The sequence below is a fragment of the Nocardia sp. NPDC023733 genome (assembly GCF_040639775.1).
Taxonomy (GTDB): Bacteria; Actinomycetota; Actinomycetes; order Mycobacteriales; family Mycobacteriaceae; genus Nocardia; species Nocardia rosealba.
Map to the genome: position 1 here is coordinate 1 of NZ_JBFAAN010000011.1, position 13,545 is coordinate 13,545.

Annotated in this window: 14 protein-coding genes and 2 tRNA genes; 6 read left to right on the plus strand and 10 right to left on the minus strand. The window is 68.0% G+C overall.

Features of this window, described 5'->3' with window-relative positions; genetic code table 11:
- Window positions 1-186: 186 nt before the first annotated feature.
- Window positions 187-1,353 carry a phosphotransferase gene (locus tag AB0F86_RS28080; RefSeq protein WP_356986988.1) on the minus strand — a complete coding sequence of 389 codons (1,167 nt, stop codon included), beginning with the start codon at window positions 1,351-1,353 and terminating at the stop codon, window positions 187-189.
- A 156-nt stretch (window positions 1,354-1,509) separates the two neighbouring features.
- Window positions 1,510-2,838: a cytosine permease gene (locus tag AB0F86_RS28085; RefSeq protein ID WP_181697873.1), complete on the minus strand. Its 1,329-nt coding sequence runs from the start codon at window positions 2,836-2,838 to the stop codon at window positions 1,510-1,512.
- 49 nt (window positions 2,839-2,887) lie between these two features.
- Here AB0F86_RS28085 and cmrA point away from each other — a divergent pair, with 49 nt between their 5' ends.
- Window positions 2,888-3,691: a mycolate reductase gene (cmrA, locus tag AB0F86_RS28090; RefSeq protein ID WP_067486092.1), complete on the plus strand. Its 804-nt coding sequence runs from the start codon at window positions 2,888-2,890 to the stop codon at window positions 3,689-3,691.
- 4 nt (window positions 3,692-3,695) lie between these two features.
- Here cmrA and AB0F86_RS28095 read toward each other — a convergent pair whose 3' ends face one another.
- Window positions 3,696-4,592 (minus strand): LysR family transcriptional regulator ArgP, encoded by an 897-nt coding sequence (locus AB0F86_RS28095; RefSeq protein ID WP_356986990.1) that lies wholly within the window; start codon window positions 4,590-4,592, stop codon window positions 3,696-3,698.
- Window positions 4,593-4,663: 71 nt separating this feature from the next.
- Between AB0F86_RS28095 and AB0F86_RS28100 the strand changes: the two genes are divergently transcribed.
- Entirely contained in the window at window positions 4,664-5,284 is a 621-nt protein-coding gene (locus AB0F86_RS28100) for a LysE/ArgO family amino acid transporter (RefSeq protein WP_067486088.1), read from the plus strand.
- Window position 5,285: 1 nt separating this feature from the next.
- Here the strand turns inward: AB0F86_RS28100 and AB0F86_RS28105 are convergent, their stop codons facing one another.
- The 3 genes from AB0F86_RS28105 to AB0F86_RS28115 all read right to left on the minus strand — a co-directional run bounded on the left by AB0F86_RS28105 (window position 5,286) and on the right by AB0F86_RS28115 (window position 6,973).
- Complete coding sequence (locus AB0F86_RS28105) at window positions 5,286-5,630, minus strand: hypothetical protein (RefSeq protein ID WP_181697871.1); 345 nt, start codon at window positions 5,628-5,630, stop codon at window positions 5,286-5,288.
- Between the two features lie 79 nt (window positions 5,631-5,709).
- Window positions 5,710-6,339, minus strand: coding sequence for a transglycosylase SLT domain-containing protein (locus tag AB0F86_RS28110; RefSeq protein ID WP_067642507.1), 630 nt, complete (start codon window positions 6,337-6,339; stop codon window positions 5,710-5,712).
- Between the two features lie 561 nt (window positions 6,340-6,900).
- Window positions 6,901-6,973, minus strand: a tRNA-Lys gene (locus AB0F86_RS28115).
- Between the two features lie 253 nt (window positions 6,974-7,226).
- On the opposite strand from AB0F86_RS28115, the gene AB0F86_RS28120 reads away from it, so the two are divergent.
- Window positions 7,227-8,435 (plus strand): Ig-like domain-containing protein, encoded by a 1,209-nt coding sequence (locus AB0F86_RS28120; protein ID WP_181697869.1) that lies wholly within the window; start codon window positions 7,227-7,229, stop codon window positions 8,433-8,435.
- A gap of 57 nt (window positions 8,436-8,492) precedes the next feature.
- On the opposite strand, the gene AB0F86_RS28125 is transcribed toward AB0F86_RS28120, so the two are convergent.
- From AB0F86_RS28125 to orn, 3 genes are all read right to left on the minus strand, one after another.
- A complete protein-coding gene (locus AB0F86_RS28125; protein ID WP_067486076.1) occupies window positions 8,493-8,834 on the minus strand; it encodes a hypothetical protein in 342 nt (113 codons plus the stop codon).
- A gap of 155 nt (window positions 8,835-8,989) precedes the next feature.
- Window positions 8,990-9,062 (minus strand) — tRNA-His (locus AB0F86_RS28130).
- Between the two features lie 54 nt (window positions 9,063-9,116).
- Window positions 9,117-9,755 (minus strand): oligoribonuclease, encoded by a 639-nt coding sequence (gene orn, locus AB0F86_RS28135; protein ID WP_356986992.1) that lies wholly within the window; start codon window positions 9,753-9,755, stop codon window positions 9,117-9,119.
- 172 nt (window positions 9,756-9,927) lie between these two features.
- On the opposite strand from orn, the gene AB0F86_RS28140 reads away from it, so the two are divergent.
- Window positions 9,928-11,589 carry a helicase HerA-like domain-containing protein gene (locus AB0F86_RS28140; protein ID WP_356986994.1) on the plus strand — a complete coding sequence of 554 codons (1,662 nt, stop codon included), beginning with the start codon at window positions 9,928-9,930 and terminating at the stop codon, window positions 11,587-11,589.
- On the opposite strand, the gene AB0F86_RS28145 is transcribed toward AB0F86_RS28140, so the two are convergent.
- Window positions 11,590-12,039, minus strand: a complete 450-nt coding sequence (locus AB0F86_RS28145) for a MarR family transcriptional regulator (RefSeq protein ID WP_356986996.1) — start codon at window positions 12,037-12,039, stop codon at window positions 11,590-11,592.
- Between the two features lie 69 nt (window positions 12,040-12,108).
- On the opposite strand from AB0F86_RS28145, the gene AB0F86_RS28150 reads away from it, so the two are divergent.
- Both AB0F86_RS28150 and AB0F86_RS28155 read left to right on the plus strand, forming a co-directional pair.
- Window positions 12,109-13,080, plus strand: coding sequence for a pirin family protein (locus AB0F86_RS28150; RefSeq protein WP_181697866.1), 972 nt, complete (start codon window positions 12,109-12,111; stop codon window positions 13,078-13,080).
- Window positions 13,081-13,197: 117 nt separating this feature from the next.
- Window positions 13,198-13,497, plus strand: coding sequence for an excalibur calcium-binding domain-containing protein (locus AB0F86_RS28155; RefSeq protein ID WP_067486070.1), 300 nt, complete (start codon window positions 13,198-13,200; stop codon window positions 13,495-13,497).
- Window positions 13,498-13,545 lie beyond the last annotated feature (48 nt).

Below are 13,545 nucleotides of genomic sequence, written 5' to 3' on the forward strand. Positions count from 1 at the left end.
AGCGCTGTTCGCGCGGCCGGGCCGCTGCGCCGCTTCGCGGCGGACCCTCCTCGAGGTCGGGTCGTGCGGGGCTGGGAATGCGGTCATGGCGGACTCGAGTGGTGCCGGGTGGCTGGGGGGTGCGGTAGGTGGCCGCTCCGAGTAGTACCGAGCAAGCTGAAGATGTGCAGGTCGGTGGCAAGTCCCTCAGCGGGCGGACAGGTCGTGGAGCAGTGTTCTGAGGTCGTGGCCTTCGGGTGTTTCGTACCAGCGCAGGTGTCCTAGAAGCCAGTCGTGGTAGGCGATTTCGGCGTTGCGGGGGTCCTGGGGAATCGTGAGGAAGTAATCGATCTCGGAGAGTTCGTAGCCGATGTGTGCCAGTGGGAGGAGATCCGGTAACAGCCGGCTCTCCGCCTGGCTCAACGGGCGGACGGAGTGGTAGCCCTCGAACAGGGCCGTGATCTGGTCTGTACGAACGTTGGCGGGGCCGCCGTCTCGGAGGGAGATCCAGTCCACGGCGGTACGTTCCACGGCGGTGGCGAGGTCGAAGACGGCGGTGGTGCGGTCGGACAGGCCGAAATCGATCACCGAGGTCACCTCGTGGTTGCGCCAGAGGAGATTGGTCGGGTGCCAATCACCGTGCGTCCACACGGGTTCGACGGTGGTGAGGTCGGCGCGGAGGTCGGGGACTTCCGTGCGCCAGTCGCGGGCGGCGAGGAAGGCTGCGAGGGCGGGCCGACGGGCGGTGTGCCATTCGAAGGCGCTGATGACGTCGCTGTGCATGGTGGCGAGCAACGGGCGGGCGGGGCGGGCGGGGGCATCGAAACCCTCGGCCGCCGAATGCAATCGGGCCAGCATCGTGCCTGCTCCGGCGGCATCCTCGATGTCGCGGAACGGTGTCCAGGAAAAGTCTGCGCGATACCGATCCTCTCCCTCCCCCACCCGATGAACCTCATAGACGAACTCACCCGAACCACCGCGTACAGGCCTGGAGCCATCAAGCTCCCCGCCGAACCGGCGCTCTCCGGCCTCGTCGCGCCGACCAGCCACCCGCAACGCGGACCCGGCGACGGCGTGAACCTCCGGTACCGGAATCCCGCGTGCTCGCAGGTGCGCCATGAACCGGTGCTCCTCGGCCAGAGCACCCAGGTCGCGCAGCGCGCTCGGCAACCGTTTGACGACGAATCGCTCGCCACTGCCGGTACGCACCCCGACGGTTGCGGAAAGCGGTCGCGCACTGCGCCATTCGATCGACGCCCCACCGAAGCCCCAGGTAGCTGCTACGGCCGAGGAGGCTTCGTCTTCGGTGAGCGCGGGCCAGGTCGGCGCGGCAAGGGGCTCGTCGCCCATTCCGAAAACGCGCTCATCATCCATCGCTCGGGCTCCGTCCGGTCGGCCGAAACCTCGGGGAAACGCTCGGGCGACGGGTTCGACATCGCGGGATGGCCGCCAGGTAGCCGAAGGCGAAAGCGTCACCGGCGCCGACACGCTGGGGCCGTCGCTGCCGGAGCACCCCGCCGCGCCGCCGAATCACCGTCGCCGACCGACGACCACGACGACACCGGTGGCGGCACCGGCCGCGAGGAACGAGAACAGCGATGCCGACGTCCACCAGGTCGGATGCACGCCGAGCGCGTCCTGGATCCCGGTCCACCGGTCGGCCCACCAAGACACCGAGCCGGGGTTGCACAGCTGGTACACCACGAAGCCGATCGCCCAGGGCAGCAGCATGATCGGGCGGGCGGGCGAGTTGTCGGACAGGTCCCAGCCGGTTCGGCCGCGCCCGAAGAAGTAGTCGACCACGAGTACGGCGGTGAGTGGCACGAACACCGAGCCGATGAGCAGTAGGAAGTTCGCGTAAGAGCTGAAATCGCGTACGTTCAGGGCGAATACGGTGGCGAGCACGCCGACGACGGCGGCCAGGATGCGGCGATCCACGCGCGGCAGCAGGTTCTGCAACGACATGGCCGTGGAATACACGTTGGCGAAGGACTGGTCGGTCTCGCGCAGTACGAGCACCGCGAAGAACACCCAGCCCGCGGTGATCCCGAGGAACGAGTCGAACAGCTGGTTCGGGTCGCCGCCCACGTGCAGCAGGGCGACGATACCCAGCAGGTAGCACCAGATCTGGGCCACCGAATACCCGATCACGGTGGCACCGCCCGCCACCTTCACCGACCGGGAATGCCGGGTGTAGTCGGCGGCCAAGGGCACGAACGAGACGGCGACGGCGAGCGCGGTGTCGACGGCGGGGAAGAACCCGGCCCACGAGGTCTGCCCCAGGTCGGGCAGCGGCTGACGCAGCATCTGCACGGTGAAATACAGCATGGCGATACCGACCGCCACCGTCACGTACCGGCGCAGGATGCCGACCACGTGCATCGGCCAGATCGCCATCACCGTGCTCAGTACACCGGCCGCGATCACCGCCACCGCGTGCGGCACCCGGTCGCTGGTGAGTGCCGCGATGCCCGCCGCGATCACCGTGAGCTCGTACACACCCCAGCCGATGCACTGCACCACATTGGCCACCGTCGGCAGCCCGGACAGTTTGGTGCCGAACAGCCCACGGAAATTGGCCATCGCGGGCGCACCGGTTCCGGCGCCGACCGCACCGGCGGCGGCCACCATCGACGTGCCGACGATCGTGCCGACCACGGTCGCCAGCACCGCCCCGAGCAGCGGCAACCGGTCGTACCCGGGCGGTTGCAGCACATAGATGGCGCCGGTGAACCCGATCAGGCTCACCCCGAGATTGGTCCAGAAGGCGGCCTGGTCGGTGAACCCGAACGTGCGCGGCGGCTCGGTGGTGAGCAGCAGCGGCGCCTCCTGGGCGCGGGGCGAGGAGTCAGTAGTCATAGCAAGAGCCATGCTATGGCCGGGCGGGCGATCCCCTAAGCTTCGCCGTGTGAGCCTGCCCTCCCCCACTGCTGACAATCGTGCCGTCGTCACCGGCGCGTCCTCCGGTATCGGCACCGCCCTGGCCGCCGAGCTGGCCGGGCGCGGCTATTCGCTGATCCTGGTCGCCCGGCGCGGAGAGATCCTGACCGAACTGGCGCAGCGGCTGACGCTGGCGCACGGCATCACCGCCGAGGTCCGCGCCGTCGACCTCGCCGACCGCACCCAGCGCGCGAGCCTGGTCGACGAGTTGTCGGTGCGCGATATCGCCATCCTGTGCAACAACGCGGGCATCGCCACCTTCGGCCCTGTCGCCGAACTCGACTTCGCCTACGAACGCGCGCAGATGGAACTCAACGCCACCGCCGTGCACGACCTGACCCTGGCTGTGCTGCCGGGCATGATCGAGCGCAAGGCGGGCGGCATCCTGATCAGCGGCTCGGCGGCGGGCAATATGCCCATCCCGAACAACGCCACCTACGCCGCGTCGAAGGCGTTCGCCAACACGTTCTCCGAGTCGTTGCGCGGCGAGCTCAAGGGCAGCGGCGTCAATGTCACTCTGCTGGCGCCCGGTCCCGTGCGCACGGAAACGCCTGCGCCGGAAGAGGAGTCGATCGTCGACAAGATGGTCCCCGACTTCCTGTGGGTGTCGAGCGAATACACGGCCAAGGTGTCGATCGACGCCTTGGCCCGCAACAAGATGCGTATCGTCCCCGGCCTCATCAGCAAGGGCATGAGCGTGGCGGGCAACTATGGTCCGCGCGCGATGACGGCCCCGATCGCGGGCGCGTTCTACAAGAAGCTCGGCGGCTGACGGGTCACTTGACGGGCAGCAGGGCCTTCGCGGCGGCCGTGATGATGGCGTCGGCGACCGCGTTCAGGGCGGGCGAATCCAGTTTCCACTGCTGCCAGTAGAGCGGCACATCGATGCGGGCCTGGCCGTTGATGTTCACCAAAGTGCCTTCGGCCCGGTCGGTTTCGGTCTGCAGGTCGGGCAGCATGCCCCAGCCCATGCCGAGCCGGACCGCCTCACGGAACGCGGTCGAGGACGGCACGAAATGCGTCGGCGGATCGGCGGGTCGCTGATTGGCGCCGCGCAGGTGCCGGGCTTGCAGGTCGTCGTTGCGGTCGAACTGGATCATCGGCACGTGGGTGTAGGAGCCGGGTCGCGCGCCGTCGGGGAACCAGTACTGCCCGAAGTCCGGCGTGGCTAGCGCCTGATAGCGCATGGCACCGAGCGGTTGCACCCGGCAGCCCTGCACCGGGGTGGCCGTGGCGGTGATCGCCGCCATCACCGTGCCGTCGCGCAGCAACCGGGTGGTGTGTTCCTCGTCCTCTCGGTGCAGTTCGAGACAGGCGATGCCGGAGATCCGCGACACGGCAGGCAACACCCACGTCTCGAGCGAGTCGGCGTTCACCGCGATCGGAATGCGGGCGGGTCGCCCGGCCGGCCGGTCCGGTTCGCCGAGTTCGCGCGCGGTATCGGCGGCGAGCACGTGCACCTGCCTGGCCAGTCGCAGCACGGCGAGCCCCGATTCGGTGGCCCGCACCGGTTTCGACCGCTGCACGAGAATGCGGCCCGCCGCGTCCTCCAGTGCCTTTATCCGCTGGCTGACGGCCGACGGCGTGAGGTTCAATCGGCGGGCCGCCGCGTCGAAGGTGCCTTCGGTGAGCACGGCGTCGAGCGCGCGTAGCTGGTCCAGCTGCAGATCCACATCAGCGATTCTAATGGTTCTGCAGAATTATTAGCTGGACTGAATATGCAGAGCTTTCTAGCGTCAGGGATATGACGACATCGTCGGCCGCAGTGGCCGCACTCTCCGGGTTGGGTTTCGGGCTCTCGCTCATCGTCGCGATCGGCGCGCAGAACGCGTTCGTCCTGCGACAGGGCGTGCGCGGCCGACACATCCTCCCGGTGGTCGCGGTGTGCGCGCTCTCGGATGTGGTGCTGATCGCGGCCGGGGTGGCCGGGTTCGGCACCGTCGTCGAGTCGTTTCCGGCGGTCGTCACCATCGCGCGGTGGGCAGGGGCAGCCTTCCTGGTCTGCTATGCCCTGTTCGCCGCCCGGCGCGCGTTCGGGTCGTCGGCACTGCAGGCCGACCTCACGGGCACCTCGGCGGCACTGGGCGCCTCGGTGCTCACCTGTCTCGCGCTCACCTGGCTCAACCCGCACGTCTACCTGGACACGCTCGTCCTGTTCGGCTCGTTCGCCAGCACCTGGGCGCCCTCGGAGCGCTGGTTCCTCGCGGCCGGAGCCATGCTGGCCAGCGTGCTGTGGTTCTTCGGCCTCGGCTACGGCGCGAGTCGACTCGGCCCGCTGTTCGCGAAACCCCTCGCCTGGCGCATCCTCGACTCACTGATCGCGGTGGTGATGCTCGCACTCGCGATCGGTCTCGTCCTCGGCTGACTCAGGACTGCGACGACCAGGGCGTCACCGGCGGCTTGACCCACAGCAGCTTCTCGTCGGCGTGGGCGCGGCGTGCGGCCTCGTGATCGGGGTTGCGCGCGGCCCAGCCGTCCTTCTGATCGAGCAGTTCCCCGACCACCCGCCACGTCTCGCCGGTGCTGGGTGGGTTGGTCTCGGCGGCACGGGCGAGCTTGCGCAGCGTCGGCGCGGGCAGGGCGCGCAGTTCGGCGCTGCTGATGTCGCGAGCCCAAAGGTAGGCCGCCAAGCGGCGGGCCTTGGCGACGCGGCTCGCTGTCGCCGCGTCGGAATGCGCGTGATCGGGTGCCTGATCGGCGCTGTCTGGCACGAGGGCATTCTAACGGCGAACGCCCGCGCCCCGGTCTTCCCCAACCGGTGCGCGGGCGTTGCTGTGTTCGCAGTGCGTATCAGTACGCGCTGTTGACGTTGTCCATCGAGCCGTAGCGGTCGGCGGCGTAGTTGCAGGCCGCGACGATGTTGGCCACGGGGTGCCACACGTCGAAGGGGGTGCCCTCCACGTGGTAAGCGGCGAAGGTCGGGTCGATCACCTGGAGCAGGCCCTTGGAGGGGATGCCCGCGGCGGCGTTGGAGTCCCACAGGTTGATGGCCTGGGGGTTACCGGTCGACTCGCGCATGATGTTGCGCATGATGCCCTCGTAGCTGCCGGGGATGCCCTTGGCGGCCATGATGTCGAGGGCCTCACGGATCCAGCCGTCGAGGTTGTTCGGGTACACCGGCGCCGCGGGGGCGGGCGCGGGCATCGGGGCGGGCGCCGGCTCGGGAGCCGGGGCCGGGGCGGGCAGCACCTCGGGGGCCGGGGCGGGCACGGCCTCCACGGCGGGGGCGGGGGCGGCACCGACGGCCGGGATGGCCTCGGCCTGCTCGACGACCATGGCGGCACGCTGCGGGACGCTGTCGTCGGCGAAGGACACCGCCGAGGACGCGGCAACGGCCACCAGACCGACCGCGGCGACTGCCACGGTGAACGCCTCGCGGCGGTGGCCGATCATGGAGTTGAGTTTGTCTTTGACGATCATGTTCTTCTCTGTTCCTTCATCTCTGTCTGGCGACCGCAGGGCCCCGGTGGGGCGCGGTGGACCGCGCAGCGCGCGCAGCGGCGCACGCCGGTCAGGCGATGTGTTGTTTCTGTCGGTATGGGAATGTGCGACGCTGTGGTGACGGAGACGCTCGATGGCTGTCCCGCTCGTCGCACGGTGCTCCACAGCTGGCTGCGGGGAGACCACGCGCTGTTCGGTATCCGGGTTCCCGGTGGCTAACCAAACCGCAGGTCTGTTTGTGACCTGATGACAGAATGGTCACGGTAGGTTAACGCGAGATGAACGAAATCTGAACGGCAGGTGCTGGCGATCTTGGTCGCTTCTACCGGTGGTTGCAGAATCGTTATGTATGCAGGGGGTTTAGAACCACGACGACCGTGGTAAGGGTCACAGAAAAAGTTTGCCCGAATCAGGTTTCCTGGCTGTTCGCGGTGGCAAAACGGACGCGCGAGGCCCCGAAGGTAACGATCGATGACGGGGCTGGCAGACCGCAAAAAGACCGCATCCCGGCAGTGGTAACTGCCGGGATGCGGTCTACTGTGCGCCATCAGGGACTCGAACCCCGAACCCGCTGATTAAGAGTCAGCTGCTCTGCCAATTGAGCTAATGGCGCTTGGCTTTGCCCCGCTGCGCGGTGCGTTTGCTCCGCTCTGCGGTGCGGAAGAAACATTAACAGGCCCGAGGGCGAAAAGTGAAATCGGGCGCTGACCAGCACCGATGCCGGACGGTTCGCAGTGTTAACAGATCGGGCCCCGGCACGTATCTAACGATTGCCCACTCGGGTCGTGTCGCCGCGCTTTCGACGTTGGTGGCGACCGGGCGGGCTGGCAGAATGGCGGGGCGTCGGTATGGAAACGGGGTTGGACATGGGTAAGAAGCGGGGGAAACCTCGGTCATTGCGGATGATCGTTCCGGTGGCACTGTTGGCGGTTTTCGCCCTCGGTGCTTCCGCGTGCTCGTCGGCCGAGGGTGCCGGGGTCGAGGTGGCGATCGACCGTAACCCGATCACCGAACTCATCAAGCCGAAACTGGTCTCCGAGATCAAGGACGGCCAGGTCGGCGTCTCGCCGGGGATGCCGCTGAAGTTCCAGGTGCAGGACGGCAAGTTCACCGAGGTGAAGCTGACCAACCAGCAGGGCACGCAGGTGTCGGGTCAGCTCGCGCCCGACGGGCGTTCGTGGGCCACCACCGAGGTGCTCGGTTACGGCAAGACCTATCAGCTCTCGGCCGCCGCGATCGGCCTGGGCGGAACGAACTCCTCCACCCTGAGCTTCACCACGAGCTCGCCGAACAACCAGACCAAGCCGTACCTGATGCCCGGCGAGGGCGAGGTGGTCGGTATCGGCCAGCCGGTGGCGATCCAGTTCGACGAGAACATCCCGGACCGCCGCGCCGCACAGGACGCCATCAAGATCACCACCGAACCGCCCGTCGAAGGCGCGTTCTACTGGGTGAACAACCGCGAAGTCCGTTGGCGCCCAGAGCATTTCTGGAAGCCGGGTACGCGGGTGAACGTGGAGGTGAACGTCTACGGCAAGGACCTGGGCAAGGGTCTGTACGGCCAGGACAACCTCACCTCGCACTTCACCATCGGTGACGCGGTGATCTTCACCGCCGACGACAACACCCATCAGGTGACGGTCGAGCGCAACGGCGAGGTCATCATGACCATGCCTACCTCGATGGGCAAGGATTCCACGCCCACCGACAACGGCATCTACATCGTCGCCGACAAGCACGAGAAGATCATCATGGACTCGTCCACCTACGGTGTCGCGGTGAACTCCGCCGACGGCTACCGCACGCCGGTGGACTACGCCACGCGAATCTCCTACAGCGGCATCTTCTTCCACTCGGCGCCGTGGTCGGTGGGTCAGCAGGGTTACTCGAACGCCAGCCACGGCTGCCTGAATCTGAGTCCCGCCAACGCCCGCTGGGTGTACGAGAACGCCAAGCGCGGCGACATCACGATCATCAAGAACACGGTCGGCGGGACGCTGTCGGGCGTCGACGGGCTCGGTGACTGGAACATTCCGTGGGCGGAGTGGAAGGCGGGCAACGCCGACGTCTCCTGACCCCATACAGCCGAAAAAGGCCGCCGGATGTCTCCGGCGGCCTTTTTCGTGTCCTGATCAGACCGGGGTGGGCAGATCTGCGCAGTCCATCATGGCCTCGCCCGCCACGGCCATGGCGCTGCCGAGGGCCCCGCAGAGGATGCGTCCACCGAACAGCAGGCGGTCGAGATTGGGCAGGCCTGCCGAGCCGGTGCCGGAGGACCCGGTGGTCTCGAGGCCGCCGGTCGATCCGCTCTGCGCCGATCCCGTTTCGGGCGGTCCCGGCAGTTCCATGCCGCCCGAGGGGGTGGCCGTGAAGTCGGTGAGTGGCAGGCCGGGGGTCTGCGCCGCCGAGGTGCCTGCGACGGGGCCGAGCACGGTGGCGGCCGCGAGGGCCACGACCACGGTGGAACGCTTCATCAAGGGTCTTTCCGGTCGAACGAGGATATGACGGCCCACACTTTTGGGCAGCCGTCCAGAGTGTAGCGGTTCAAACGTGACCTGCGTCATGAAGCGGATGCGGGCTCCGACAACGAAGAAGGCCCCGATCCTGAGGATCGGGGCCTTCTCTTCGGGGTGACCGACGGGACTCGAACCCGCGACAGCCAGGATCACAACCTGGTGCTCTACCAACTGAACTACGGTCACCATCACCGGCTTGCACCGGCGCGGTAAATACTAGCTTGTACCGGCCCCGATGCCCTAATCCGCTGGTCGGGACCCTGTTCCGGTGACGTCGACGGCCTCGGTGACCGCCGTCGCGATGCTTGCGATGTCGGCCGAGGACGGGCCGGGCGGCGCCACGAACGCGGTGCGCCGGTAGTACTCCAGCTCGCGGATGGATTCCTTGATGTCGGCAAGCGCGCGGTGCGCGAGCCCCTTCTCCGGCTGACCGAAGTAGATGCGCGGGTACCAGCGGCGGCACAGCTCCTTGATCGAGCTCACGTCGACCATCCGGTAGTGCAGGTGCGCGTCCAGCTCGGGCATATCGCGCGCGATGAAGCCGCGATCGGTGGCGATGGAGTTGCCGCACAGCGGCACCGTGCGCGCGGCGGGCGCGTACTGGCGCACGTACTCGAGCACCTGCTCCTGGGCCTGCTCGAGGGTGACGGTCGAGCGCCGGACCTCCTCGGTGAGACCGGATTTCGCGTGCATGTCGGCGACGACGGGTGGCATGCAGGCCAGGGCGGCGTCATCGGCGTGGATGACGATGTCGACACCGTCACCGAGAATGTTCAGGTCGCTGTCGGTTACGAGCGCGGCGATCTCGATCAGCTTGTCGCTGTCGAGACGGAGCCCCGTCATCTCGCAATCCATCCAGACCAAGAGTTTGTCGGACACCCGAGCCACCCTAATGGGGTATCGGCGCGCCTCGCCGACAGGTGTGTCGCGCGGGCGCGGCGGAGGTGTTTGCCGACGACACCCGCCGAAGGCCACCACAGGGGTGACCGGCACGGATACAGTTTGCCTGAGATTTTCCGTTCATGTTCTTGCGATCGAGACGGAGGACGCGATGACCACCCCTCAGGAGAAGGCGGCAGCGGCTCGCCTGGCAGCCGAAGAGGCGGCGCGCGTCGCCGCCGAGGCAGCCGCCGCGGCGGAGGCCGCCGAGCGGGAGGCGGCGCAATCGGCTTCGGCGGCAACGTCACCCGACGCCTCGGCCGGGTCGGGTGCCGCCGCACAGATCGCGGCCGGCTACGCCTTCGATGGTCAGGCCCTGGAGCTGGGCACCGTTGTCGTCGACGGAACGACCGATCCCGTTGCACGCGTGCGCATTCCGCTGCGCATGATGAACCGCCACGGGCTCGTCGCGGGAGCGACCGGCACGGGCAAGACCAAAACCCTGCAGGGCATCGCCGAACAGCTCTCGCGGGCGGGCGTTCCCGTGGTGCTCGCCGATGTGAAGGGCGATCTGTCGGGTCTACGCGACCCCGGTGCCGACAACGACAAGATCCGCGCTCGCGCCGCCGAGACCGGCGTGAGCGACTGGGCGCCGAGCGGTTTCCCCACCGAGTTCGTCTCGCTCGGCACCGAGGGCATCGGCGTGCCGATCCGCGCCACGATCACCTCCTTCGGCCCGATCCTGCTCAGCAAGGTCCTCGGCCTCAACGACACCCAGGAGTCGACCCTCGGGCTGATCTTCCACTGGGCCGATCAGCGGGGCCTCGCCCTGCTCGACCTGAAGGACCTGCGCGCGGTCATCACCCACCTGACCAGCCCCGAAGGCAAGGAAGACCTCAAGGGCATCGGCGGGGTATCCAGCCAGACCGCCGGGGTGATCCTGCGTTCGCTGGTGAATCTCGAGGCCGAGGGCGGCGACACGTTCTTCGGCGAGCCCGAACTCGATCCCGCCGATCTGGCCCGGGTCGTCGACGGCCAGGGTGTCATCACACTGGTCGAACTGGGTCAGCAGGCGGCGCGGCCCGCGCTGTTCTCGACGTTCCTGATGTGGGTGCTCGCCGAACTGTTCCAGACGCTGCCCGAAGTGGGTGACGTCGACAAACCCAAGCTCGTCTTCGTCTTCGACGAGGCGCATCTGCTCTTCGCCGACGCCTCCAAGGCATTCCTGCAGCAGATCGAGCAGACCGTGAAACTGATCCGCTCCAAGGGCGTCGGCGTGTTCTTCTGCACCCAGCTGCCCACCGACGTCCCGAACGCGGTGCTGTCGCAGCTCGGTGCCCGCGTCCAGCACGCGCTGCGCGCCTTCACCCCCGACGATCAGAAGGCGCTGGCGAAAACGGTTCGCACGTATCCGAAGTCGGAGGTCTACGACCTCGAGGAAGCACTCACCAGCCTCGGTACCGGTGAGGCGATCGTCACAGTGTTGTCGGAGAAGGGTGCGCCGACCCCGGTCGCCTGGACCAAGATCGTGCCGCCGCGGTCGCTGATGGACACCATCGGTGACGACGCCATCCGCTCCGCCGCCCGGTCGAGCTCGTTGCAGGGCAAGTACGGGCAGAGCATCGACCGCGAATCGGCCTACGAGATGCTGCTGGCAAGCGTGGCTGCCGCACCCGCCCCGGAAACAGCCCCGCCACCTGCCGGACCGGGCGCGGATTCGGCGGCCGAACGGATCATGAAGAACCCGGCCGTGAAGAGCTTCCTGCGCTCGGCGGCCAGTGCGGCGGGCCGCGAGATCAGCCGCAGCTTGTTCGGCACCCGGCGGCGCCGGTAGTCAGCTCTGCTCGACCGCCGAGGCGACCTTGTCCGAGAGTGACCGCAATGCCGTGCCTTCCTGGCGGGTCATGTTGTCCACGAACAACTTTCGCACCAGCTCGACATGTTCGGGCGCGGCGGCGCGCAAGACGTCGCGCCCGTGGTCGGTCAGCGTGACCACGATGCCTCGTGCGTCGTCGGCGGCCGGGGCCCGGTCGACCAGCCCGCGCGCCGCCATCCTGGCCAGCTGCTTGGACAGCCGCGACTTGTCCCAGCACACCTCGGCGGCCAGATCCCTGGCGCGTAGACAGCCCTCCGGCGCGGCCGAGAGCGGAACCATCAGCTCGTAGTCGGCCATCGACAGCCCGTGCCCGGCCAGCCCGGCCGACAGCGCCGCGTCCAGCCGCTGCCGCATCCGGATGAAGGCCTGCCAGGTCTGCTGCTCTTGCTCGGACAACCATCGGGTCACGGGAATGATCCTAGAACCACATTGGTTGACATGGAAACCAAATAGGTTCCACTCCAGGAGGCGCTTCCCATGCCCGCGATCACCGTCGACGACATCATGGTGCTGCCCCGGCTCCCCCGCCCGGACGTCACCGAAACCCAGCGGCCGGTACGTCAGATCGTCACCGCCCACCGTCAGCGCGAGGGGGCGGGTTTCGAGGTGACGCGCCCGTTCCCCAGCGTCGACCTGCGCGCGGCCGACCCCTTCATCCTGCTCGACCAGATGGGCCCCGTGGCCTACGAGCCCTACGAGGCCAAGGGCGCGCCGTGGCATCCGCATCGCGGCTTCGAAACCGTCACCTACATGCTCGACGGCACCATGGTCCACCACGACTCCCAGGGTGGCGGCGGCGTGATCGGCGAGGGCGACACCCAGTGGATGACGGCGGGCTCGGGCATGCTGCACGACGAACTGCCCGAGGAGAAACTGGTGATCTCGGGCGGCCGGTTCCACGGCATCCAGCTGTGGGTGAACCTGCCACGCGCCCAGAAGTTCGCCACCCCGCGCTACCAGGACCTGCGCGGCAGCGAGCTCACCCTGGTCAGCTCGCACGACGGCGGCGCCCTGGTGCGGCTCATCGCGGGCGAGGTCGGCGGTTTCGCCGGACCGGGCTCCACCTACACCCCGATCGCCTACGCGCACGCCTCGATCAGCCCCGGCGCGCAGCTGGAAACACCATGGCCGCAGGACTTCACGGCCATGGCCTACGTGCTGTCGGGCAGCGGCACGGCGGGCACCGACCGTCGGCCGATCCACACCGGCCAGCTCGTGATGTTCGGTAAGGGCGAGGCCATCACCCTCACTGCCGACACCGCACAGGACTTCGGCGACCTCGAAGTGCTGTTGCTCGGTGGAAAACCGTTGCGCGAGCCCGTGATCCAGTACGGACCGTTCGTCATGAACACCCGCGCGGAGATCATCGAGGCACTCGAAGACTTCCAGGCCGGACGGATGGGCACCGTGCCCGCCGAGCACCTCACCGGGCGCAGGCTCGGCGAGTAACAGGCGAGGCACACGCGGTGCGGTTGACAAGCGGGGGCCCCGTCATGAAGGTTGACTTCGCCGCCCGAGGCGTGTGTCCGGGCCAACATCCGAACCGCAGCAGACATAGAGGAATTCATGAACGTTCGTCGGCTCACTGTCAGCCTCGCCGCCGTAGGCCTCGGCCTGCTCGTCGCCCCCGCCGCTCAGGCGAATCCGTTGGTGACGGGCTCCGCGGGCACCGGCTCGTCCAGCTTCGACTCCCTGCTCGGCGCCACCGGCTCGGCCAACCTGGTCCAATCCGGTTCCGCCGGCGGTGCGTTCCGCAGCTGCGACGAGGCGATGGCCGCCGGTCGCGCCCCCCTGTTCCGCGGCGAGGCGGGCTACTCCCCCCACCTCGACCCGGACGGCGACGGCCTGGCCTGCCCCACGCAGTGACATGGAGCGCTGGCGCGCTCGAGTCGGCGGCCCCTGTGGTCCCGTCGA